A 24,017-nucleotide genomic window follows, 5' to 3' on the forward strand; every position below is an offset into this window, starting at 1 on the left:
GCCCCCCTTTCGGGTGACAAACGCCGGCCCAAGGACGGCGTTCGGGCCCCCCGAGGTGGACTTCCGACCTAGCCTGCGGCCGGGACAAGTTTACGGCCACGGGCCGTACGGGTGGCCCGGCGAGGTGCCGCGTCGCGGCGTCGGGCCGGGCTCAGGGGGGATCATGGAGCTTCGCTCCGAGGAAGAGCTGTTGGATCGGGTCCGTCGGGGAGACGAGCCGGCGTTCGACATCCTGTTCGTCCGTCACCGTGCGTATGCGCTCGGCGTGGCGCGACGGGTCGTCGGTCGGCGAGACGCGGAGGATGCGGTCGCGGAAGCCTTCGCGCGGATCTTCGCCATCCTCAAGAACGGCGGAGGGCCGACGACGACGTTCCGGCCGTACCTCAGCGTCACGGTCCACAATGTCGCCGTCAACCGACTGCGGGGGCAGAGCCGGGAGCTCACCACGGAGCCGAACAACCTGATCCCGCTGCTGGTCGAGGACGACACCTCCGGCACGCACCTCACCAACCGGGTGGTGCGGGACGCGTTCACGACGCTGCCCGCCCGCTGGCAGCAGGTCCTGTGGCTCTGCGAGGTCGACCGGGTTCCGCACGAGGAGGTGGGAGAGTTCCTCGGCATCAAGGCCAACGCCGTCGCGGCGCTGGCCCTGCGGGCCCGGCGTGGGCTCGCGGACGCGTACCTCGCGCAGTACGCCCAGGCCTCTGAATCGACCGAGTGCAAGAAGGTGGTCACCTACCTGCCGGGGTACGTCAACGGTCACCTCACCCGCGCACGGCGGGAGGCGGTCGACAGGCACCTGCAGGCGTGCGGCTCCTGTCCCGTCGCCATCGTCGAGCTCGGCGAGGCACGTCGTGACGTCAGCGCACTGCTCGCTCCCGTGGCCCTGTCGGTCGCCGCGTCGGGAGCGGCAGGGACGACGGTGGTCGGTGGCATCGGAACCGTCGTCAACGGGTCGATGGGCAAGACGTTGACAGCCGTCCTCGCCTCGACGGCGGTCGCCGGCGCGGTCGTCGGTGTCGCCCTGGCCGCGATCCGCCTGGCCGGCCCGGACGTGGTCGACGCGCCAGCTACGGCTGCGCGGACCCAGGCCGGGGTGGGGTCGGCGGCGCCGGCGTCCCCCGACTCCTCCGCGCACCCCCCGCGGCGCCCGCCGTCGTCGCCTGCGACGGCCCGACCGACGGCCCGACCGACCGCCCGGGCGGTCCCGCCGCCGGCCCGCAGTCGGTCCACCGACGAGCTGGGGCACCACGCCGGTTCGGCAGCCGCGGAGGGCTCGCCGCCGCGGGTGGAGGCCCCTCCGGTCGTCCCCAGCGCCGCGGTGCCCTCCTCGACAGTCACCCCGACCGACACCCCGACCGACACACCGACGGACACCGCGTCCCCCGGGTGGGGGGACCCTCGCCTCGGACTTCCGGTCTGGAGTACGTCGCCCGCCGGCCCGGCGTGGCGGCGGGTCACGATCCAGGTGGACGGAGACGGACATCCCGTGCAGGTCGCACTCGGCGGCGTCGGCGCCACCCACTACTGCCTGACCGTCGGCGACGCGGATGGAGCTGCCTGCTCGTCCCGCCCCCAGCACGGTCCATGGGCCGACTCGATCCTGGCCGGGGCCGGGATCACGCGGCTGACGGTCGACGTCAAGGCCGCGCGGACGACGTACCTGACCTTCGGCATCCTCGGTGTCGAGGGACGCGACGTGGACCCCGGCAACAACGAACGGTCGATCTCGGTGTCGTCGCCGGGACGTGAGGATGCGGAGGCGGCCGACTCCGACTGAGGTGGGTCCCGTCGGTGGACGAGGCCACGTTCGACGGGGCAGAACCTTTTTCTCCGGGTCGCGTCATATCCACCTCGGACGGGTGTCACCCAGGCATGCGAACCGTCGACGGGGCATGCGGATGAGAGGCATCGGCCTGTCCCCCGAACGGGGGGCATTCGGCCGGAGTCCCGGCGCTCCGGGCGCCGTGGCTCGTTTCGGTTCGTACGAGATCCCGGCGGTCGGGATGCGATCCCGGAGCGCCGGCGACGCACAGATCCATCGTGAACGACCTGCTGGTCGCGTGGGGCGCGACGTCGAGACGCAGGGGAGAGAGATGAAGGGGACAGAGATGAAGGGGACAGATCAGTGAGCAAGTGGAGTTGGAGCCACCGCGCGTGGCGCACCTGGGTGACGGGCCTCGTGCTCGCCCTGGGGGCAGTCGTGATGCCGTCGTTGGCGCCGTCGGCGTCGGCGGCGAGTCAGCCGGGAGCCGGCGACACCGTCTGGATCGGCACGCTGGTGCAGGGACACCCGGGCACGCGGCTGCACAGCGTGTACTCGCCCGTGCCGGCGGACACCAGCAACCCGGGAACTCCGGACTACTGGGCCTACTGCATCGAGCACAACGTGTCGGCGAAGACCGGCACGACCGGCGTCGCCGGCAACGTGTCGGCCTTCCTGGGCACCAACTACTACGACACCGACCCCACGGTCCCCGGCAAGGTGATGTGGATCGTCGCCAACAGCTACCCGGCGATCAGCCTGTCTGCCTTCGCCACGGCGGCGGGCGTCCCCGGTCTCACGCAGAACGACGCGATCGAGGCTATCCAGTACGCCATCTGGCGCTACACGGACCTGACCTTCGACTCGAACTGGAACTGGGCCGGCTCCGACTCGGAGGCCAACGCCGAGGCGGCGTACTGGTACCTCATCGGCAAGATCAACGACGGCAACACCCTGACACCCGGCTCGGCCTCGGTCACGGCGAGCGTCACCGCTCCGGCCGGCGCGCAGCAGGCGGGCACCCTGGTCGGCCCGTTCACGGTCACCACCAACCAGCCGACCGTCGGCGTGACCGTGGCTCCGGGTGTCCCCGTGACCGACGCTGCAGGCAACCCGATCAACGTCGGGGCCGTCGCCAACGGGCAGCAGCTCTACCTCGACCTGCGCGCCTCGACCACCGCCGGCTCCGCCACCGTCACCGTGACCGCGCAGGGTGCGGGCGGCACCGGCATGACCATCTCGGTGCCGAGCGCCAGCGGCGGCACACCGACGGCCGGCAGCCACGCGCAGTCGCTGGTCCTGGTCGCGGGAAGCACCGCCACCACCACCGGCTCGGCCGCCGTCACCTGGACCGCCGCTCCGGCGCCGTCGATCGGTACGACGTTGGTCGACAAGGCCGACAGTGACCACACCATCCCCGCTGCCGGCGGGATCGTGGTGGACACGATCGCCTATCAGAACCTGACGCCGGGCACGTCGTACACCGTGACCGGTGAGCTGATGAAGAAGTCGGACGGTTCGGCGACCGGGATCACCGGCACCGCGACGTTCACCCCGACCGCGGCCAACGGCACGGTGGAGGTGGAGTTCACGGTTCCGTCGGGCTATGCGGGTCAGTCGCTGGTGGCCTTCGAGGAGTTGAAGGTCACGGGTCAGGCGGCGGTGGTCGCTGAGCACAAGGACATCAACGACGCCGCACAGACGGTGAGCGTCTCCAAGGGTGCGCCGACCGTGAACACCCAGGCCTCCGCGGCCACGGTCGAGGTCGGTGCGGCCCTGCACGACGTGGTCACCATCACCGGGTTCGTCCCGGGCGGCACCGCGACGGGTACCGCGACCCTCTACGGTCCGGTGACCACGGTGAACGGCACCGTCTGCACCGAGGCGAACGTGGTCGGCACGGTCACCTTCACCCCGGCCAACGGCACGATCACGACGCCGACCGTCACGGTCACCCAGCCCGGTCTCTACACCTGGCAGGTCAACCTCAGCGCGGACGACCGCAACGAGGCGGCCACCCACGCGTGCGGTCTGGCGGCGGAGACCACCACGGTCCAGCAGCCGGACACCGGTGCGGGCGGTCAGTCCAAGGTCTCGCTGACCACGGAGACCTCGCACGACCAGGTCAAGCCCGGTGCCTACGTCTCCGACAAGGTCACCATCACCGGCTTCGTCCCCGGGCACGGCGCGATCGGCTCGGCCACCCTGTACGGACCGTTCGCCTCACGCGACGAGATCACCTGCACGACTGCCAAGGCTGTCGGAACGGTGAGCTTCACGCCGGGCAACGGCCTCGTCCAGACGCCGACGGTCCAGGTGAACCAGACCGGCTACTACACCTGGGTGGCGTCGACCACGGCGGACAGTCGCAACACCGCCGCGTCGCACGCCTGTGGTCTGGTGTCGGAGACGACGCTGGTGCGCAAGCCGGCCTACCAGGCGCCGGTCGTCAGCACGGGCTTCAGCGCCAGGGGAGGAGATGTCGCCGGCCGTCGTAGCGTCGAGCGGATCCGCATCCCGTCGCTGGGGGTCAACGCCGGCACGTCGCTGGTCGGCATCAAGCGCGGCAAGATGCAGGTGCCCGGCAATGTCGCCCGCACCGGTCAGCTCGGCCAGTCCGCCGCAGCCGGTGACCTGATCGGTACGACGGTCATCGCCGGCCACGTCTCCGACCGGCGCGACCGGCCGGGTGCGTTCTGGAAGCTCACCAAGATCCGCAAGGGCAAGGTCGTGACGGTCTGGCAGGGCGGCAAGAAGCTGCGCTACCGGGTCACCTCGATCGAGAGGTTCTCGCGGGCCTCGAAGCTGCCCGACCGGTTCTTCTCGACCACGGGTGAGCACAAGCTGGTGCTGATCAGCTGCGCCGGCAAGGTGACGACCTCGGGTGGCGGGTTCCACTACCGCCAGAACGTCGTGGTCACCGCGGTTCCGCTGGGCTGAGCTTCGAAGACTCCGGCGGCGGTGGTGGTGCTTGTCCGCCACCGCCGTCGGACACATCCACTGGACTATCACTCCGCAGGGAGAGAAGAGGAACGAACCATGCCACCACGTCCAGAGCTGGGATATCTGGCCACCGTCTCGGGTGTCATGACGTTGAGCGTTCTGGCCGTGGGCTCTCCGGCCCAGGCCGAGCCGACCGCCGCGGCACAGGAGGGCGTGACCTGCCTGCTGCCGAGCGCACCGGACGGCAAGGCCGGTGCCGACGGGGCCGCGGGGCCGGCGGGCGCCGCGGGACCGGCCGGCGCCGACGGTGCCGACGGCGCGCAGGGACCGACAGGTCCGCCCGGCGCGCAGGGGCCGGGGGGACCCCAGGGCGGGGACGGGCCGGCCGGCGAGGTGGGTGAGCCTGGTCCGCCTGGTCCGCCTGGTCCGCCGGGAGCAGGCGCGGGGCGGTTGGTCCATGCCGCACCTGGTCCGGTCGACTGCGGCGCCGTACCCGGCGTCTGCGTCGTCGTGATCCCGGGTCCCGATGGCGCTCCTGGCGTGACCGGTCCTCGGGGCGACGATGGCCCGGCGGGTCTGGACGGGGCGGACGGGTCGGACGGTCCCGCCGGCATGCCAGGGCCGACCGGTCCGATCGGCGAGCCGGGCGCCGACGGGCCGATGGGTCCCCCCGGCGCACCCGGAGCTGTTGGACCGCCCGGACCTCCGGGTGCCGGATCGGCGCGGGTCGTCCACGCCGTCGTCGCGACCGACTGCTCCGCCTTCGACCCCGCCTGCGTCGCGACCGTCACCGGCGCGCCCGGCCCGGCCGGCGCCCCCGGACCGAAGGGACCCAGCGGCGCCGCCGGCGAGCCGGGCCTCGACGGCCAAGACGGAGCGGCGGGCCCGCAGGGACCCGTCGGCCCGCAGGGCTGGGCCGGCGAAGACGGCGTCTCCGGCCCGGAAGGGCCTCCGGGACCGCCGGGACCGCCCGGACCTCCGGGACCGCCCGGAGCCGGCGGCTCCCGCGTCGTCCACGCGGTCGCCGCGACCGACGGCACCGTGCGGACCTTCCCGGAGGTCTGCGCGGGCGATGTCGGCGGCAAGAACGGTGGGAAGAACGGCGGGCAGAAGGACGACGACGGTGCGGTCGAAGGCGCCGCGGCCGGCAACGGCACCGGTGGGCTGCCGGCGACCGGTGCGGCCGGTACCACGCTCGGCATGCTCGCGCTCGGCACCGCCATGACCGCGGCCGGCGTGGTCGTGGTCCGGCGTTCCCGCACACCGGCCGCCCATGAGTGAGAGCCTCGTGGAGACGGGGGACGCCGCGGCGCCCCCGTCTCCACGGAGCATCGTCTACCGGCTCTGGAACGGCGTGATCCCGCCCGAGGTGTGCCAGGCGGTGATCAGCTCGTTCGCCGACGAGGAGCTGTACGCCGCCACCGTGCAGCTCGCCGACCGCCCCGTGGAGATCATCTCCGAGTCCCGCAAGACGAGGCACACCTTCATCGAGCCGGGCCACTGGGCCGGAGCCTTGGTGTCGCACTTCGCCAACCTGGCGAACCTGCTGTGGAAGTTCGACGTGACCGGTCTCGGCACGCTGAGCATCCTGCGCTACGACGTCGGCGACCAGTTCACCTGGCACGTCGACGCGCTGAGCTATGACAGCACCGACTACGGCCAGCTCGGCACCGGGCTCGAGCGCAAGGTCAGCGTGACCGTCAACCTCTCGGACCCGAGTGGCTACGAGGGCGGCGATCTCGAGTTCATGAACGGCGTCGGACAGCTGCTGGCCCAGCCCCAGCTGCGCGACCAGGGCTCGGTCGTCGTCTTCCCGTCGACGGTCGGCCACCAGGTCACGCCGGTGACGTCGGGCGTCCGCTACTCACTGGTGGGCTGGATGGTCGGGCCGCCGCTGAGGTGACAGTGGCCACGAGACATCGGGGACGGTGGGTCCTGGTGGCGCTGGCGGCGGTCGGCCTGCTGGCGCTCTCGGGACCGCTCCCGGGGACCGCCGGCCGGCCGCCCCCGGCCGGGAACCAGGACACCATCGAGGTCTGGGTCTGCGCGGTCCCGCTCGACACCGGGGCTCCGGTCTACCAGCCGTCGCCGCTGCGGCTCGATCTCGACCCGGCCACTGTCGCGGACCAGCTCGACGAGCACGTGCGGCGCTACTTCGCGGCCCTCTCCCACGGCCGGTACGTCCCGCGCTTCGTCGCCGGCGGGGTCCTGTCCCTGCGTGCCGACGAGGGCGGGGAGGAGTGCATGGCGCGGGCCCAGGACGGGTCGCGCCGTACGGCGGACGTCGTCCTGGCCGTCGCGAACGCGGAGCACCGTGCCGACGCCCACGGCGGTCTCGGCAACCCCGGTGCGCGCTGCGCGCAGGCAGACGCACCCTGTCCGGCGAGCGTCTCCCGGCGCGGGGCGTACGTCGGCGCCAGCGACTTCCACCCCGCCTGGGGCCCGCTCCCGGCCTTCGACCTGGTCGAGCACGAGCTGGGGCACACCCTGGGCTGGCCGCACTCCGGAAGCCCGGCGGGGGAGTACGACAGCGCGCTGGACATGATGAGCGACAGCACCGCGCCGCGCGCCGTGTTCCCGGACGAGCACCACGCCGGCGGCACGCTCGGCGTCAACCTGGCGGACGCCGGATGGATCCCGGCGAGCGACGTGGTCCGGGTACGTCGGGAAGGCACCGCCTCGACGTACCGGATCAGCCGCTCGGCCGGCCCGGCCGGATTGCGCCTGCTCGAGCTGCCGCTGACCGCGGACCGGTTCCTCACCGTCGAGCTGCTGACCGCGGACGGTCTCGACCGCCATCTCCCCGAGTCGGGCATCGCGATCACCTGGGTCGACGCGTCGGCAGCGGCGTGTGGCACGCCGTGCGACCCGCTCCGGCGCCGGCACATCGCGCAGCGGAGCGCCCCGCCGTACACCGACCTGTTGCAGGCCGGCGAGGACCCCTGGTCGGGCCACGGTTGGCGGGTCGAGGTCGACAGCGTGGACGACGGGACCGCGGTCGTCACCGTCGCCCCCGGACCCGCCGCTCCGGCGCGGCCGGCTGAACCCGGCCGGCGATCCCGAGCCCACGCGTCCGGGCAACTGACGGCATGCGCATCATCAAACGTCGGGTCGCGTGTCCACCAGATGTGATCCCACCTCGTGAAGGCGCCGCGGGCGACGACCCCGGAGAGTCCACCCGCAGGCTCGACCGGATCGTCGAGCTCTGGGCGCAGGAGCTGGTCGCCCGGATGGACCAGCCCTACGCGGTCATGGTCCGCAGCACGTGGCTGACGGAGTATCTCGGCCCCTTCCCGAGCGCGCTGGCCGCTGCGAGTGCGGCCGAGCTGGAGACGCGCGCCAACGGCTCGCTGCCCGTGGACGAGCAGGTCTCGGTGCGCCTCCTTCCGCTCCGTCCGCCGACGGACAACGTCTGATCGAGTCAGGCGCTGATGCCGACGACGATCTCCGCGACCTCCTGGTCGGCGACGGCCAGCACCCGGGCGCCGGCGGCGAGCGGCCCCGCGGTCGCGCGGACGCCGGCGCCGAGGTGCGGATGGGCGCCGACGAGCGTCATCCGCGCACCGGTCGGTACGGGGAAGAGGGTCACCGTCAGCTCCTGGCCGGGCGGCGTGTCGGCCACCACGGAGAGCAGCAGGTTTCCCAGCTCCGCCGAGACGTCTCCGGGCAGGTCCTCGCCGCCGGCGCGCACGACCAGGCGCACACCCTGGTCGTGGGCGTCGCTCAGGGCCCGGGCGAACCACTCGCCCATGTGCACCAGATCCGGATGGAGCAGGGTGAGCTGACGCAGATAGGCCTCCTCGACCGCGCACTGTGCCCGCAGTGCCGGATCTCCGGGATCGACGGCCACGCGCGCTGTCTCCAGCAGCCCGAGGGAGCGGTTCAGCCCGACCGTGCGCCAGCGGGCCCGGGCGCGGTCGGCGGCCTCGCGCTCGACCAGCCGGGTGCGCGCGGCCCAGGCGGCGCGCTGATCGGCGGCGGCGCGGACGCCGATCGCGCCGATCGCGTGCTGGAAACTCCGCCACGCTCCGATCAGTCCGAGCGCCGCGGCACCGGCGATCAGCACGATGGTCCGGGCGGCCGAGGAGGACTCTCCGACAGCGACGGCGACCGTGAGCACCACGGCGGCGTATCCGAGGCCCGCCCACGCGATGGTGGTCGGGCGTGGCCCCAGCTCGGCGAGGAGGACGAGGAGCCCGGTGGCACCGACGGCCTGCCACAGCACCGGATCGTCACGGCCGTAGTCGACGGCGGCCGCGGAGAGCACGAAGGCCACGCCACACGCGCCCGCGAGGACGAGGGCCGCCCAGGCCGGCAGCGTCCGCCGGTTCCGGGTGCACCACCAGGCCAGGGCGGTGCCGAGGGTGGCGATGGTCGCCATGAGGTACTCCGACGTCAGCTCGCCGGGATGGTTGCCGACCGCGAGCACGAAGCCGACAGCGGACACGCCGGCGGCGTAGACGAGGCAGGCCCGCCGCCGCAGGACCCGCACGATGCGGGTGATGTCACCCCGGCGGTCGGGGCGCGCCATGGGGGCGGATCCGCCGGGAACCGTGAGTCGGACCCGCGTCCCGGCACTCGGGGCCGTGTCGAGATCGACGTCGATGCCGGCCTCGCGCGCCCGGTCGAACACCGACGTGGTCAGCCCACCGGCGCGCCCGGCGCGAGCGGCCCGGTGGTCGAAGCCGACACCGTCGTCGGCCACGGTGACGACGAGATCACCGCCGTGCGTCTCCGCATGCACCCGGACCTCGTCGACGCCGGCGTGCTTGGCCGCGTTCTGGACCAGCTCGGTGGTCGCGCGCCGTAGGGCGCGCAGGCGCAGGGGCGCCAGGGTGTCTTCGATCGTCGTGAGCGCGGCGTCATCCAGCCCCAGATGGCGGACCCGGATCCGGGCGTCGTACGACGCCGTGCGGATGCCGTCGTCGTCGCCGATCGGCTCGGCACCGGCCTGCAGCGCGGTGACGGTCGCGATGTCGCGGGCGCAGCGTTGGCGGACCGCCTCGGCATCGCGGACCGCGCCGCCGCCGCTGGCGATCGCGGCCAGGGTGTTGATCACCGTGTCGTGCAGCACCCGGGTGTCCTCGGCCGCCGCGCGGCTGGCGGCCGCCTGGGACGCCACGGCCGCCTGGTCACGGTGCGCCGCCGCGGCCTCGGCGTCGGCCCGGGCCGCGAAGTCGAAGAGATACGACTGCCCGACCCGCGTGGCGAGCACGATGGCCCACACGGTGACGACGACCGCAACAGGCAGGGTCGTCGGCAGATCGGGCCGCAGCGCCAGCATGGCGGCGGGCACCAGTACCGACGAGAGTGCTGGGAGCACCAGCGCCGTACGCCCGCGCAGGACGAACGCCGGCGTGACGCCACCGAGGTTCATCATCCAGCAGGCCGCGAACAGCAGCGGGTCGTCCATCGAGTCGGCCGCCGCCCAGTCGGCGAGGAAGAGCGCGTAGACCGCCAGCACCGGCACCCAGGTCGGCAGTCGGCCGGCCCGCGTGGCGAGGGTCGCGACCAGCGCCGCGGCATGAGCCGCCAGCAGGGGGAGCAGAGCGGACACCGGGCCGGGCGACGCGACGACGGCGAGCAGCATGACGACCTGCCAGCCGGCGGTCCCCACCAGGAAGGCACGGGTCAGCGCGTCGGTCAGGCTGCGGGTCGCCCAGCCGCTGAGGTCCGGGACGAAGGGCGACGTCCGCCGGAGCAGGTCTCGGACCAGGCGGTGGACCAGGTCCCGGCGCTGCCCACGACCGGGCACTCGGACGATCTGCACCCGACCACCTTGCCGCACCGGCCGCCCGGTCGCGGCGGCAGTCGGCACCTTCGCGCCGATCCGGCCGCGACGTCCTCCGACACCCGGGAGCGGGGGTGAGTTCGACTCACCTGTGCACAGTCGGATGCCGGACCTGCCAGAATGCGTTCCGTGGGCGCGGGGGAGGCGAAGACCGAGGTCTGGCGCGTGGCGTTGGTGGAGGACCACCTGCTGCAGCGTCGCCGTACCGAGGAGATCCTGGGACGTGAGTCGGGACTGACCATCGTCGCGAGCTGCAGCACGCTCCCGGAGTTCCTGGCCTGGGTCCAGCGAACCCCGGTGCCCGGCCGTCCCCACCTGCTCGTCCTCGACCTCAGTGTCGACCGCGGACCGAGCGTGGACCCGGATGTCGTCGCCCGGTTGATCGATGCCGGTCTGCGCGTGCTGGTCCTCTCCGCGCTCGCGTCGCCCGGCCTGGTCCGCTCGGTGATCAAGGCCGGCGTGGCCGGCATCGTCGGCAAGCGCGACTCCGAGCAGGACGTCATCGACGCCGTGTGGACGGTGCTGCGTCAAGGAGAGTGGATGACGCCCGACCTGGCGGCCGTCATCGCGGCCGACGTCGACCGCCCGCAGCTCAGCGACCAGGAGGAGCGGGCTCTCGTCCTCTACGCCTCCGGACTGACCCTCGGCGCGGTCGCCGAGGCGCTGGGCGTCAAGTCGGAGTCGGCCAAGACCTACATCGCCCGGGTGAAGGCGAAGTACGCCGCCGCCGGCCGGCCGGTGCGCTCGAAGGTCGACCTCAGCCGGATCGCCCTCGACGACGGGTACGTCGAGCGCGGGTGACGATGGACCCGCGCGCCACCCAGGCCCGGTCCACGCATGACGAAGGGGCCGTACCCGGTCAGGTGCGGCCCCTTCGCCTTGGACATCCTCCCCCCAGGGAGATGTCTGCCTGGATCAGCGTCCGGAGAGGCCCCGGGCGCCGGTGGCGGGCGTACCCGCCAGCTTCTTGGTCTTCTTCACCTTGGGCGTCTTGACCTTGGCCTTCGACGGCAGCGACTGGACCGGGTTGCCGGCGGGGGTGGTGCCGGTGGCCGTGGCCACGTTGACGACCTTGCCGGCGACCAGGTCACGCTTGTGGACCTTGTACTTGGCCGTGCAGGTGATGCTGGCGCCAGGGGCGAGGCCGGTCGGCGCGAGCGCCGGGCACTTCGGGGTCAGGCTGCCCTTGCCGCTGAACTGCTGCTCGGCGATCGTGATGGTCTTCAGCGCGATGTTCCCGGTGTTGGTCACCGTGAAGGTGTACTTGATCTTCTGGCCGAGCTTGGCGACCTTCTTGGGTGTCGCCTTCTTGACCAGCGCGACGCTCGGGGCCGCCGGCTGCACGGTGGCCGCCGCGGTGTTGTTGGCCGGGTTGCCGCGGTCGGTGACGCTCACGTTGTTCAGCACCGGCGCGGAGCCGGTGAGGACCTTGCTGTAGACGAGGGTCAGCTTCTCGCCGTTGTCGAGACCGCGGACGTCGTCGCCCACCGGACGCGAGCAGTCGAGCTCGCCGTCGGCGGGGATCGCCGCCCCGACCGCGGTGTCACACGTGAACGGCGTGCCGCTGCCGCTGGCCTGGACCGACACCAGGGTGCCGCCGCCGGCCTTGTCGTCGGTGACGGTGACCGTGTCGTCGATGCCCATCAGGTCGGAACCGTTGTTGGTCACCACCAGGGTGTAAGTCACCGGCGTGCCGGACTCGAACACCTCGGCCGCGGCCGTCTTGGTGACGGACAGGTCGTAGTTGCACGGCACCCACTCGATCTCGCCGGTGCCGTTGCGGCTCGGGCCGTCCTCGGCCAGCGACTCGCCCTCGGCCTGCTCGATGAGTACCGCGCCCTGGGCGGTGGTGAAGTAGCTGGACCCACCGCCGCCGCCGCCGCCGATGATCAGGCCGTTCGCGCCGTTCACGTCGCCGTAGGTGGTGGCGCCGCCGCCGGCACCGTAGTAGCCGGCGCCGCCGCCGCCGCCCTGGTCGAGGCCGTTGGGGCCGCCACCGTTGCCGCCGTTGCGGCCGTCGCCGGCCGCACCGTTGTTGTCGTTGTCGGTGGCGTGGACGCCACCAGCACCGGGGGAGTCGGTGCCGCCGCCGGCACCGCCGCCGGGTGCCCCGGGCGTGTCGGCGGTGGCGTCGTTGCCGTTGGCGCCCTCCTGGCCGGCCCAGACGCCGGCGCCCTCGACCACACCGGCGTGACCGCCGCCGCCCTCATCGGGGTTGTGGCCGCCGCCGGAGCCGCCGCCGCCGCCGGCGAGGGCGACCTCGGCGCCGTTGATGACGAAGTTGGTGTAGCCACCGCCACCACCACCGCTGTGGCCGCCCGTGCCGCCGTTGCCGCCCTTGTCGTCGCCGGACGCGCCGCCGAGGCCGCCGCCGGTGCCGCCGGCGCCGACGAAGCCGGTGATCACGTCGGTGGGCGCGACCGGGATCCGGAACTGCATCCGGGCGCCCTGGCCGCCGCCGACCTGCAGCGGGTCGTCGTCGGGCGTCTCCGGGTCGTCGTCGCCGCCGGAGACGGCGGTGCCGCCGTTGGCGCCCTCGAGGGTGACCACTGCTGCGCAGGAGCCGGGTGCGGGAGTCACCTCGAACGCACCGAGGGGGAGCACGGTGGGCTCCTCGGGTGCGGGGGCGGGATCGGCGTGCGAGCTCGGCACGCTGCCGAAGATGCTGATCGTGGCTGTCGCGGTGGCCAGCGCGGCGATGCCGGCGAGCCTCACGCGACGACGGGAAGGGGTAGTCAATGCGGACATGCCCGGTTTTGTAGCGCCCTTCCGGTGCCCGGGCTCCCCAAAATTGGGTAACTCGGCTCAAATGCCCCCCGAACGGGTGACGGGACGGAGCGTGCGACGTAGGACCAGGCCGAGGCGAGAGGGAACGGCACCGAGAACAGGGGAGCCCCACACCGTATGCGGTCGATGACGGGCTCAGCTGGGCTTGAGACGTCGGCAGATGTCGGGTGACGCAGGTGGTGAGACGGCGCGAGCTTCAGGAAGGCTCTCACCCGTGACCGAGGCGCAGTCCGTGACAGAGGTAGAGGAGGACGGGCCCGCGTACTGGCGCGTCGCGATCGTCGAGGACCACCGGTTGCAGCGGCTGCGTACCGAGGAGCTGCTCAGCCGGCAGCCCGGCCTGCGGGTCGTGCGCTCCTGCGAGACACTCGACGAGCTGACGGCCTGGATGGCGGGCTCGCCGCACGCGCTGCCGCACCTCATCGTCCTCGACCTCGTCGTCGACCGCGGTCGCGACGCGGACCCGGCCGTCGTCGAGCGGCTGGTCCGTTCCGGGCTGCGTGTCCTGGTGCTCTCCGCGATGGCCTCGGTGCCGCTCGTGCGTGCCATGGTCCGCGCCGGAGTCTCCGGCTTCGTGGGCAAGCGGGACACGGAGGAGGACATCGTCGCCGCGGTCTGGGCGGTGCTTCGGCGCCGCCAGTGGGTCACTCCGGAGCTGGCGGGCGTGATGGCCGGGGACGCCCAGCGGCCCCGGCTCAGCGATCAGGAGGAGCGCGCCCTGGTCCTCTACGCGTCCGGCCTGACCGTCGACGCGGTCGCCGTCGCCCTCGGCGTGAAGCGCGACACCGTCAAGAAGTATCTCGAGCGGGTGAAGGTCAAGTACGCCGACTTGGGCCGTCCCGTACGGACCAAGATCGACCTCAACCGGGAGGCGATCCGGGACGGCCTGATGATTCCGTCGCCCGTCGAGAACGACCGCGGATAGACCGAGTTCCCTGTGCCCAACGGTGTCGAGTGCAGGAGACGTCGGCGTTCGTCACCTGGCTCTGTCCTCTCTTCGGGGGACATTTCCCGACCGGATCTGCGGAAGCCCGGGTGCGCCTCGATCGCGCCGCTAGCGTCCGTGGCGACGTGTGGGACCGCAGGTCTTCGTCGCCCCCGTCGGAGAAGCGAGGATCTCGACGGACGTCAGGCATCAACTTCCTGGAGGTACCCATGCCCCCCGTACAAGCCGGACTGCAGCGGGTCGAGCAGGCGCGGGTCACCCGCAGGCGCGGCGCCGCGCGCGCAGTCGTGGCCGCGGCGCTGGCCGTCGCCGCCGCGCTCGGGGGTGTCGCCGTTCCCGGCGCGGACGCGATCCCGGCCGAGCGGGTGCGTGCCGCGGCCTGCACCACGCCGGCCGGCCCCTTCTCCCCAGCGACCGCCAGCGTCCCGGCGATCGGCCGGTCCGTGAGCGTCGTCCGCGTGCGCCGTACCCCCGCGGGTGCGGTCGGCACGCCACCGGTCACCAAGCGCGGCAAGTGGCTGATGGGCCTCGACCCGCAGGTTCGGCCGGGCGGCGGCAAGGGCACCGTGATCATGGCGGCGCACACCTGGCCCGACAACTCCGCGCTCGGCAACGCGCTGCTCCGCTCGCTGGGCGTGGGTGACCGGCTTCGGCTCGCCAACGGCAAGGCCTCCGCGACCGCCTGCTACCAGGTCACCAAGCGCAAGAAGTACGCCGCCGCCAAAGTGCCCCGCAAGAAGGCCTTCCGCTGGTGGGGGCCGGAACAGCTGGTGATCGTGGTGTGCTCGGGCAAGCGGCTCGGTCCGGGGCGTTGGACGCACCGCACGATCTGGTACGCGACGCCCGTCTCCGACGGTGCGGTGACGGGATGAGCGAACCGCTCCACCGCTGAGGGCCGACCCTCTCGGTGCCGGGCGGCTGATGGCCGGTCGACCTTGACCGCGGGTGATGCCGCGTCCCCCGATCGGGGGGCAAAACCGCCGTCTCCGGGGGACATCGCACCACCCGGGACCGGCGCTCCGTCACGCTGCATCCCGACGCAGCAGAGCGCACCCCGGGGTCGGTCCGGGGCCGAGCCCCGGCAAGGAGGGTCCGCCCGATGTCCACGGTTCCCTCCGTCGACGCCCTCGGCGCGCTGGTGGCCGCCGGACGGGTGAGCGAGGCGATCGACGCGTTCGAGTCCGACTGGGTGGAGCTCTGGTACACGTGCGAGCCCGCGGTGCTGCGTTCCTTCGTCGACGGGCTGCCCACCGAGGCGATCGCCAGCAGGCCCGGGCTCCGGTTCGTCGCCGTGGCCAGTGGCCAGGTGACCGGCGACAGCGCCTGGGCGCTGGTCGACGAGGCGATGGCCCGGATCCGCCGCGGTCGCCGACCCGACGCCGAGATCCTGCTCGCCCACCTGCTCTCCAGCCTCCAGCACCGCGCGAGCGGGCAGCTCCTGCAGGCCCGCCTGCTGCTGGACGGCGCGCGGCCCGTCGCGACCCGGACGGCGGTCGCACCCGACGGCGACCTGGACCCGGCGCTGCTCGCCTTCTCCCGCCTGCAGTACGGCCTCACCGCGCTGCTGGGCGGCGATGTCGCCGGGGCCCGCAACCTGATCCAGACGGCGTACGACGCGGAGGGACTGCATGGGTCGCCGGCCGGCCGGGCGCATCTCGGCGCCCACCTGGCGCTGGTGTGCGCCGTCGCCGGCGAGCTGCTCGCCGCCGAGGAGCACCTCGTCCGGGCCGAGGAGCTCGCGGCCGGTCCCGGTCGGGTGGTCACGGCGACCGCCGACGCGTTGCGACTGACCCGGTTGATCCTGTTCGTCGACCGTCGCGCGCTGCCCGGCGCCGGGCGGATGGTGCAGGCGCGCACGCCCGCGTCGTACGGCATGCTGTGGCCGCTCGCGCTCTGGGCCCACGCTCAGTTCCTGCTGCTCACCGGTCGGCACGAGGCCGGCCTGCGCCTGCTGGCCCAGGCGGAGGTCGCCGCGTCCGCGGACTCCGGGGAGGGGATCGCGTCGGAGGTCGCGCGGGCCGCGCAGGCCGACCTGAACCTGGCTCTGGGCAACGTCCGTGAGGCCTGGGTGGCCGTCGAGCCGGGCAGCTCCCGCTCGCCGTGGTCGGCGGTCGCCGAGGCGACGGTGCTCTACGTCAGTGGGGAGTTCGAGACGGTCCGCTACGCCGCCCGGGTGGCCCGGTCCGCCCATGACCTGACCCCGCGTGAGTCGGCCCGCCTCCGCGGCCTGGAGGCGGCGGCGTGCCTCGCCGGTGGTGACGAGGACAGTGCGCGGCGGCTGCTGGGGGTGGTCGTCGACCTGGCGCGTCGGCAGGGCTGGCGCTCGTTCGTGTCGTACCTGCCGCGGCCCTTGGTCGCCTTCGCGCTCCGGGAGGGCCGACTGCCGGCGGAGCTGGCCGAGGCCACCCGGGACGCGGCGGGCGGCTGGGTGCCGGGCCCGGCGCTGTCGGCCCCGCTGTCGCCGCGCGAGCGGGAGGTCTTCCGGTTGCTGCTCGAGGGGACCGCCCGCGCCGACATCGCCGATCGGCTGGGGGTCTCGATCAACACCGTCAAGACCCAGATCCGCAGCCTGTACGCCAAGCTCGGCGTCTCGAGCCGTGGCGAGGTGCTGCGGAAAGTCGCCCTGATGCCGCCCGAATGGACCTATGACGTCCCCGACTGGTCGGGGGCCTGAGATGCCCCGAGGCGCCGATCCGTCCTGTCTGGTGAGCCCTTTTCGGGACTCCGGGGTGAGTGCCACTCGCCCCCGTTCATCTCTTTTTACCGAAACCGTCCGGGCGGTCCGACCCGGAAATACGATCGCGCGCATGTCCACGGCATGCCCCGACCGAGGAGTGACACGTTGAAGAAGCGCTGGTTCGAACAGTTGGCGCCGCCCGTGCCGAGATACGCCGCCCGACGACTGACGGCCCTGGTCGTGGCAGTGTCGGGGATGGCGGTGCTGGGCGGGACGCAGATCGCCACTCCGGCGTACGCGGCACCGGGCGACGGCACGGTGAAGGTGCGGGTGGTCCAGGACTACAACGGCAACGGCAGTTGGGACGACCCGTTCGTCGAGCCCGGGCTGGCCGGCGTCACCGTGCGGGTCACGGACGCCGCAGGTGTCACCCAGGACCTGACCACGGACGCGGACGGTCTCGTCACCGTCGTCGGCACGCCCGGCAGCTACCGGGTGCAGGCGATCAACCCCGACCCGGCGACCCTCCAGCCGGCGTTCGCTCGGGAGAAGACCGGCACAGCCGACACCCCCAGCGCCAAGTGGCTCTCCTCGAACGACGAGTTCGTGACGGTGGCGGCCGACAAGACGGTCGACGTCACGACCGCCTTCTGGGACGTCCGGGACTACTGCCAGTCGAACCCGCTGATCGTCAACGCCTGCCAGCAGCCGATCTTCACGCCCGGCGGCGCGCTCGCGAACAATGGCACTGCCGAGACCCTCTTCACCGCCCCCTACCGGGCGTGGGGCAACGACCGCGGCAAGACCTCGATCGCCACCAAGGCCGACACCGGCGCGGTCTACGGCATCGGCTACCGCAAGCAGGACAAGCGGATCTTCTCGGCGGCCTTCGCCAAGCGCGGCATCGCCTACGGCCCCGGCGGCGCCGGTGCCATCTACGTGACGCCGCGCGACGGTGGCGCGACCACCGTGTGGGGAACGGTGCCCAACCCGGGCACCCGCGCCCACAGCTTCGAGACCGCCGGCCTGCGCCAGGACTGGGACTTCGCCCCCGCCGTGGGCAAGGAGTCGCTGGGTGACCTCGACATCTCCGAGGACGGCGACGACCTCCAGGTGATCAACCTCAACGACCGCAAGCTCTACGTGTACGACGCGACCGCCGCCACCATGGGCGCACCGACCCACGTCGTCGACCTGTCCGCGAACCCCGGCTGCGCCGCGGCCTCCGACTGGCGCCCAGGCGCGCTCGGTGAGCGCAACGGCGTGCTCTACGTCGGTGGCGTCTGCTCGGCCGAGTCGACCCAGAACCCCGCCGATCAGCGGGCGATCATCCTGAGCTTCGACGCATCGACCTACACCCAGACCGGCACGGTCATGGACCAGACGATCAACCGCAAGCGCGAGGCGCAGTGGTTCCTCGCCGCGCAGTGCGACCCGCGCGACACCGCGGACGGCGTGCACAGCACGACCTTCCGCCCGTGGATGGACGGGATCAGCTGCAACTTCAAGAGCGGCGGCCGGCTGCCCGACCCGCAGGCGTGGATGGACGACATCGTCATCGAGAACAACGGTGACCTCGTCATGGCCTTCCGCGACCGCACCGGTGACCAGCAGATGGGCGCCAGCTCGCGCTACTACGCCAACACCGACGGCACCGGCGCCCTCGTCGGCGTCATCGACTATGTCGTCGCCGGTGACATCAACAAGGCCTGCCCCCCGGCGGGCGGCGGCGACTTCGTGCTCGACATCAACGGTGGCTGCGGCAAGGAGAACCGGGCCCAGACCGCGGTGTCGGACGAGTACTTCGGCGGCGACGGTGGTGTCCACGAGGAGGAGGCCTTCGGTGGTCTCGCGCTGAGCCGCGGCGAGCGCGGCATCGTCAGCAGCGCGATGGACCCGGCCGGCGGCATCTTCACGCAGGGCTACTTCCGCCTCGACCGCGAGACCGGCCAGCCGCTCATCTCGGGTGACGGCGGCACCCAGCCGACCTCGCCCGAGAGCCTGCAGGCCAACGGTGGCAACGGCGGTGGCAACCGGATCACCGGTGCCGACAACTTCAGCAAGGGCCAGGGCATGGCCGACATGGAGGTGCTCTGCGACCTGGCGCCGATCCAGATCGGTAACCGGGTCTGGAACGACACGAACGACGACGGCATCCAGGACGCGGGTGAGGACGGCATCGCCGGTGTCACCGTGAACCTGTACGCCGCCGACGGCGTCACCCTCGTGGCGACGACCGTGACCAACAGCCGTGGTGAGTACTACTTCGACTCGATCGACGACGACGTCGAGTTCAACACCGACTACGTGATCCGGCTCGACAAGCCGGAGGACTACACCGGCAGCGGGAAGCTGGCCGGAGTCGGGCTCTCGGACGAGGACCAGGGCACCGGTCCCGAGCAGGACCGCCTCGACTCCGACGGCACGATCGTCGCCAACTATCCGCAGGCGTCGATCACGACGGGCAACCGTGGCGAGAACGACCACACCATCGACTTCGGCTTCAGCCCGGCGTCGGTGTCGGTCGGCAACTACGTGTGGGTCGACAGCGACGGCGACGGCATCCAGGACCCGGGCGAGCCCGGGATCGAAGGCGTCGTGCTCGAGCTGACGGACTCCAACGGCGATCCGGTCGTCGACGTCAACGGTGACCCGGTGGGCCCGGTGACGACCGACGCGAACGGTCACTACGTGTTCGACAAGCTGCCGGTGCTGCCGCCCGGCGAGCACTACACGGTGACCATCGACCAGACGGCGCCGTCGACGCAGACCGCCCTCGCGCCGTACAACCCGACACTGGCGGGCCAGGGCGGCGACCCCGCGCTGGACTCCTCGCTGTGGACGGCCGACTCGACAGAGCTGACCACCGCGGGCGCGAAGGACCTGACCCTCGACTTCGGGTTCACCCCGAAGCCGGTCTCGGTCGGCGACTACGTGTGGGTCGACAGCGACGGTGACGGCATCCAGGACCCGGGCGAGCCCGGCATCCCCGGGGTGACCCTGACCCTGTTGGGCCCGGACGGGAACGTGATCGGGACGACCACCACGGACGCGAACGGCCACTACGTCTTCACCGACCTGCCGGTCCTGCCTGACCCGGACGACCGGTACACGGTGACGATCGACAACGGCCAGCCCGCGCTCGCGCCGTACGTGCCGACCCAGGCAGGACAGGGCGGCGATCCCGCCCAGGACTCCTCGACCGGCAGCGCCACGTCCGGGCCGCTCACGCAGGCCCAGGACCGGGACATGACCCTGGACTTCGGCTTCGTGCCGGCGAAGGTGTCGGTCGGCGACCTGGTGTGGGCGGACACGGATCGTGACGGCGTCCAGGACGCCGGGGAGCCCGGGATCGAGGGCGTCGTGCTCACGATCGTCGGTCCGGACGGCGAGCCAGTGACCGACGTCAACGGCGACCCGGTCGGACCGGTGACCACGGATGCCGACGGCAACTACTCGTTCGACGACCTGCCGGTGCTGCCGGCCGGCCAGCACTACACGGTGAAGATCGACCGGACCGACCCGTCCACGATCGCCGCGTTGTCCGACTACATCCCGACCCAGACCGGTCAGGGAACGCCGGGCACGGACTCCTCGACGTGGGAGGCGGAGTCGGGTGACCTGACCGGCGACGGCGACCGGGACCCGACCCTCGACTTCGGCTTCGTCCGTCCGGCGGTCTCCGTCGGCGACTTCGTGTGGGCCGACGCCGACCGGGACGGCATCCAGGACGCGGGCGAGTCGGGCATCCCGGGTGTCGTGCTGGTCCTGACCGGTCCGCGCGGCGAGACGGTGACCGACATTCACGGCAACCCCGTGGGCCCGGTCACCACCGACGCCAACGGGAAGTACCTGTTCGACGACCTGCCGGTGCTGCCGGCCGGGCAGCACTACACGGTCTCCATCGACCGTGACGCCCCGTCGACGCAGACGGCGCTGGCGCCGTACGGGCCGACGCAGGCCGGTGCGGGTGGCGACCGGGGAGCCGACTCGTCGACGTGGTCGGCAACGTCGGGCGACCTCACCGACGACGGCGACCAGGATCTGACGCTGGACTTCGGGTTCGTGCTGCTGCCCAACGACGTGACGCTGACGACCCAGACGTCGCACGCCACCGCCAAGGTCGGGGTCGCGCTGTCGGACGTCGTCACCATCAGCGGCTTCCGCCCCGGCGGTACGTCGACCGGTTCGGCCACGCTGTACGGCCCGTTCAGCAGCCCGGGCGCCGCGACCTGCACGCCCGCGACCGCGGTCGGCACGGTGGCGTTCACCCCGGCCAACGGCACGGTGCGGACACCGTCGATCACGGTGAACGCACCGGGTCACTACACCTGGGTGGCCAGCACGACCGCCGACGACCTCAACAAGGCCGCGACCCACGCGTGTGGGCTGAAGGAGGAGACCAGCCTGGTCCGCCGGGCCGTCAACCCGGTCCGGGTGATCGACACCGGCTTCGAGGGCAGCGCCGACCGCAGCGGCGCGGCCCGCAAGACGCGGCCGGCCAAGCTCGGGTTCGCCAAGCTCGGCATCCAGGCCAAGGTCAAGCCGATCGGCCTGACCGGCAAGAAGGCCAACGTCCCCGGCAACCGGAACCTCACCGGCTGGCTGCGGACCTCGGCCGAGCTGGGTGACGTCATCGGTACAGCGGTCATCGTCGGTCACGTCTCCGACAACCACGACCGGCCCGGCGCGTTCTTCGACCTCAAGAAGGCGAAGAAGGGCCAGACGGTCGAGCTGACCGACAAGGCGGGCGTGGTCAGGACGTACCAGGTCGTCAAGACCAAGCGGTACCTCCGGTCCAAGCTGCTGCCCAAGAAGCTGTTCTCGATGACGAGCCAGTCGCGGGTCCAGCTGGTCACCTGCACCGACAAGGTGACCTACGGCAACGGCCGGTTCCACTACCGCAAGAACCTGGTGGTCACCCTGGTCCCCGTGAGCTGAGCTGGGGGGCTCAGTAGCACGGACGAACGTCACCCCGGGCTCCCGCGTCAGCGGGACCCGGGGTGAGGTTCGTCAGGGGCGGTCCGAGAACATGGTTCCGGGCGGGCGAGGACGAAGGAAGCGGCAGATGACGGTACGAGTGCAGCGCAGGACCCTGCTCGGCGGCGCGCTCGGCGCCGCGGGCCTGGCCGTGGCGGCGACCGGATGCGGATCGGACGACGACGCCGCGCCGCCGCCGGAGAAGCCGCGGCCGCTGAGCGGCGCGGAGGCCGAGGCCCTGGCGCTGGTGCGCTTCCAGCTCTACTCCGCCTCCCCGGTACGCGTGGCCATGGCCTGGCCGGGCTCGCCCGCGATCTCCTACGCCATCACTCTCGACCTGCGCGAGCACCTGGCCTACGGCACCTTCGAGACTCGCGAGGGCGGCGAGACCGACGGCGGCTTCGCCGCCTGGGACCTGGCGACGGTCGCCACGGCCCCCGGCGCGGCCGGCGACCCACCTCCCGCTCCGGGAGCGTGGACCCAGCGCGCGCTGTCGACGCAGTACCCCCACGACGTCTTCCTGGCGCTCGCCCTCAACCTGGGCAGCGACCGGCCGGAGAACCCCGCGCTGCTGCGGCAGAGCACGGCCCGCTACCTGCGCTCCGACGAGGTGGACGGCGCGAAGGTCTCCGTCCTCGAAGGTCCCCAGCAGGCCGCGGCGACGGCGTCGCCGTCGGCGGAGGGCGGGTCGGCCGGGGACGGTCGGACCCGGTACTGGATCGACGAGGACGGTGCGCTGCTCCGCTTCGAGGCCTATCTCGGCCAGGCCCAGGGCGAGTTCGCTCGCATCGACGTGGTCCGTGACGGCGCCGACTCCGCGTCGGACGGTGCCGACGAGGCGCTGCGCGCCCGGGCCGCCGAGGTGCTGGCGTCGCGCACCGGAGGCTGACGCTGCGGCGTCAGGCCCCGAAGAGGCCGCTGCCGAGCGGCCGGTCCGCGGTGAACCCCGGCAGCACGAGATAGCCCAGCTCGGCGGTCGGTGTCGCGAAGTCCATCAGCCGGTCCACGCGGTCCATCCGCTGCTGGGTGCGGGCGAAGACGGCCACGTCGTTCTGGAAGCTCCAGAAGAGCAGTCCCGGCCGCGGAGCGATGCCCTCGCCGTCGATCCGGATCGCGTAGCTGCGGCGGGCCATCAGCGGGGAGCCGGTGAAGGAGGGGTGGGCGGCCCGCGCGTGGGAGTCGGCGGGCACCAGGTACTCCCCGTGCGGGGTCTTCGCCGTCAGGTCGACCTCGCCGTCGGGATCCCCGCCGCTCAGCGGCGTACCGTCGGGGCGGCGCCCGATCACGGATGCCTGGGCCTCGGCATCGAGCGCGCCGAAGGCCGCGGTGTCCAGGACGAACCGGCGGACGACGCCGATCGTCCCGCCCGCGGCGGGTCCGTCGGCGATCCAGACCCCGCCGTCCATGGCGGCCGCGTCCGCCGGCTGGATGATGCCGTCGCGGAAGCCGAGCGGGTTGCGGACGACCGCACCCTCGCCGGGCGAGCGGAAGGCCCGCTGGACCCAGAGCACCCGCAGCCCGTGGGGTCCGGCCAGACCCGCGAGCAGCAGGTCGACGACGTGGTCGGGGAGCGCGGGATCGTCGGCCGCGACGGCCAGCACCAGGTCGCCGTCCCGCAGCTCGTCGGGCAGCGCGTCGCTGCCGCGGAAGGCGGGCAGTCGCACCCGGTCGCCGAGACCCGGCGCGGCGGCGTCCGCCCAGGCGGCGCCGATCCCCACCTGGACGGTCAGGTTCCCCGGCCCGTCGGGCATCCTCGGATCCGCCGGGTCGGTCGCGGTCAGCGCGTCGATGTCCTCGCCGAGACGGGCGAGCAGGGCGGCGACGGCGGCCCGGTCCGGCGGCGCGCCCGCACCCTCGCCGAGAACGACGAATGCCAGCTGGCGCGGAGGAGTGGCGGGCCGGTCGACGCCGGCCTGGCGGTCCCCGGTCGCCGCGACGGGGGAGCCGCGCCCGTCGGGGCCGGCGGCTCCTGTCGGGGGTGCGGACGCGGCAGGCGTCGTCGTCGCGTCGTTGCCCCACCGGGTCCCGGCCCAGAGGCCACCTCCGCCGCCGACGACCAGGCCGGCGGCGGACCCGGCCAGCAGCCGCCGCCGGCTCGTCGCCGGCTGCCGCTCCTCGTCCACCGGCC

Annotated in this window: 15 protein-coding genes; 12 read left to right on the plus strand and 3 right to left on the minus strand. The window is 72.7% G+C overall.

What is annotated here, in order from left to right:
• Window positions 1–163 precede the first annotated feature (163 nt).
• From RB608_RS05205 to RB608_RS05230, 6 genes are all read left to right on the plus strand, one after another.
• Window positions 164–1,780 carry a sigma-70 family RNA polymerase sigma factor gene (locus RB608_RS05205; RefSeq protein WP_308086750.1) on the plus strand — a complete coding sequence of 539 codons (1,617 nt, stop codon included), beginning with the start codon at window positions 164–166 and terminating at the stop codon, window positions 1,778–1,780.
• Between the two features lie 348 nt (window positions 1,781–2,128).
• Complete coding sequence (locus RB608_RS05210; protein ID WP_308086751.1) at window positions 2,129–4,705, plus strand: VaFE repeat-containing surface-anchored protein; 2,577 nt, start codon at window positions 2,129–2,131, stop codon at window positions 4,703–4,705.
• A 99-nt stretch (window positions 4,706–4,804) separates the two neighbouring features.
• Window positions 4,805–5,989: a hypothetical protein gene (locus RB608_RS05215; protein WP_308086752.1), complete on the plus strand. Its 1,185-nt coding sequence runs from the start codon at window positions 4,805–4,807 to the stop codon at window positions 5,987–5,989.
• The gene (locus RB608_RS05220) at window positions 5,982–6,611 is read left to right on the plus strand and encodes a 2OG-Fe(II) oxygenase (protein WP_257427765.1); all 630 of its coding nucleotides are present in this window, start codon (window positions 5,982–5,984) and stop codon (window positions 6,609–6,611) included. Before RB608_RS05215 ends, RB608_RS05220 begins: the two co-directional genes overlap by 8 nt.
• 35 nt (window positions 6,612–6,646) lie before the next feature.
• Window positions 6,647–7,840, plus strand: a complete 1,194-nt coding sequence (locus tag RB608_RS05225; protein ID WP_308086753.1) for a zinc-dependent metalloprotease family protein — start codon at window positions 6,647–6,649, stop codon at window positions 7,838–7,840.
• A complete protein-coding gene (locus tag RB608_RS05230) occupies window positions 7,837–8,124 on the plus strand; it encodes a hypothetical protein (RefSeq protein ID WP_308086754.1) in 288 nt (95 codons plus the stop codon). The genes RB608_RS05225 and RB608_RS05230 overlap by 4 nt, the downstream gene beginning before the upstream one ends.
• Window positions 8,125–8,129: 5 nt before the next feature.
• Here RB608_RS05230 and RB608_RS05235 read toward each other — a convergent pair whose 3' ends face one another.
• Window positions 8,130–10,478, minus strand: coding sequence for an ATP-binding protein (locus RB608_RS05235; protein ID WP_308086755.1), 2,349 nt, complete (start codon window positions 10,476–10,478; stop codon window positions 8,130–8,132).
• Window positions 10,479–10,628: 150 nt separating this feature from the next.
• Between RB608_RS05235 and RB608_RS05240 the strand changes: the two genes are divergently transcribed.
• On the plus strand, window positions 10,629–11,300 hold the full coding sequence (locus tag RB608_RS05240) for a hypothetical protein (RefSeq protein WP_308086756.1): 672 nt from the start codon (window positions 10,629–10,631) through the stop codon (window positions 11,298–11,300).
• A 114-nt stretch (window positions 11,301–11,414) separates the two neighbouring features.
• On the opposite strand, the gene RB608_RS05245 is transcribed toward RB608_RS05240, so the two are convergent.
• A complete protein-coding gene (locus tag RB608_RS05245) occupies window positions 11,415–13,214 on the minus strand; it encodes a hypothetical protein (protein ID WP_308086757.1) in 1,800 nt (599 codons plus the stop codon).
• A 304-nt stretch (window positions 13,215–13,518) separates the two neighbouring features.
• Here RB608_RS05245 and RB608_RS05250 point away from each other — a divergent pair, with 304 nt between their 5' ends.
• The 5 genes from RB608_RS05250 to RB608_RS05270 all read left to right on the plus strand — a co-directional run bounded on the left by RB608_RS05250 (window position 13,519) and on the right by RB608_RS05270 (window position 22,778).
• On the plus strand, window positions 13,519–14,211 hold the full coding sequence (locus tag RB608_RS05250; protein WP_308086758.1) for a response regulator transcription factor: 693 nt from the start codon (window positions 13,519–13,521) through the stop codon (window positions 14,209–14,211).
• Between the two features lie 230 nt (window positions 14,212–14,441).
• Entirely contained in the window at window positions 14,442–15,104 is a 663-nt protein-coding gene (locus RB608_RS05255; RefSeq protein ID WP_308086759.1) for a class F sortase, read from the plus strand.
• Window positions 15,105–15,331: 227 nt separating this feature from the next.
• Window positions 15,332–16,906: a LuxR C-terminal-related transcriptional regulator gene (locus RB608_RS05260; RefSeq protein ID WP_308086760.1), complete on the plus strand. Its 1,575-nt coding sequence runs from the start codon at window positions 15,332–15,334 to the stop codon at window positions 16,904–16,906.
• Between the two features lie 168 nt (window positions 16,907–17,074).
• The gene (locus RB608_RS05265; protein ID WP_308086761.1) at window positions 17,075–21,850 is read left to right on the plus strand and encodes an SdrD B-like domain-containing protein; all 4,776 of its coding nucleotides are present in this window, start codon (window positions 17,075–17,077) and stop codon (window positions 21,848–21,850) included.
• A gap of 127 nt (window positions 21,851–21,977) precedes the next feature.
• Window positions 21,978–22,778 (plus strand): hypothetical protein, encoded by an 801-nt coding sequence (locus tag RB608_RS05270; RefSeq protein WP_308086762.1) that lies wholly within the window; start codon window positions 21,978–21,980, stop codon window positions 22,776–22,778.
• Between the two features lie 10 nt (window positions 22,779–22,788).
• Here the strand turns inward: RB608_RS05270 and RB608_RS05275 are convergent, their stop codons facing one another.
• Window positions 22,789–24,012, minus strand: coding sequence for a Dyp-type peroxidase (locus RB608_RS05275; protein ID WP_308086763.1), 1,224 nt, complete (start codon window positions 24,010–24,012; stop codon window positions 22,789–22,791).
• Window positions 24,013–24,017 lie beyond the last annotated feature (5 nt).

This window comes from Nocardioides sp. LHD-245 (assembly GCF_030929495.1).
GTDB lineage: Bacteria > Actinomycetota > Actinomycetes > Propionibacteriales > Nocardioidaceae > Nocardioides.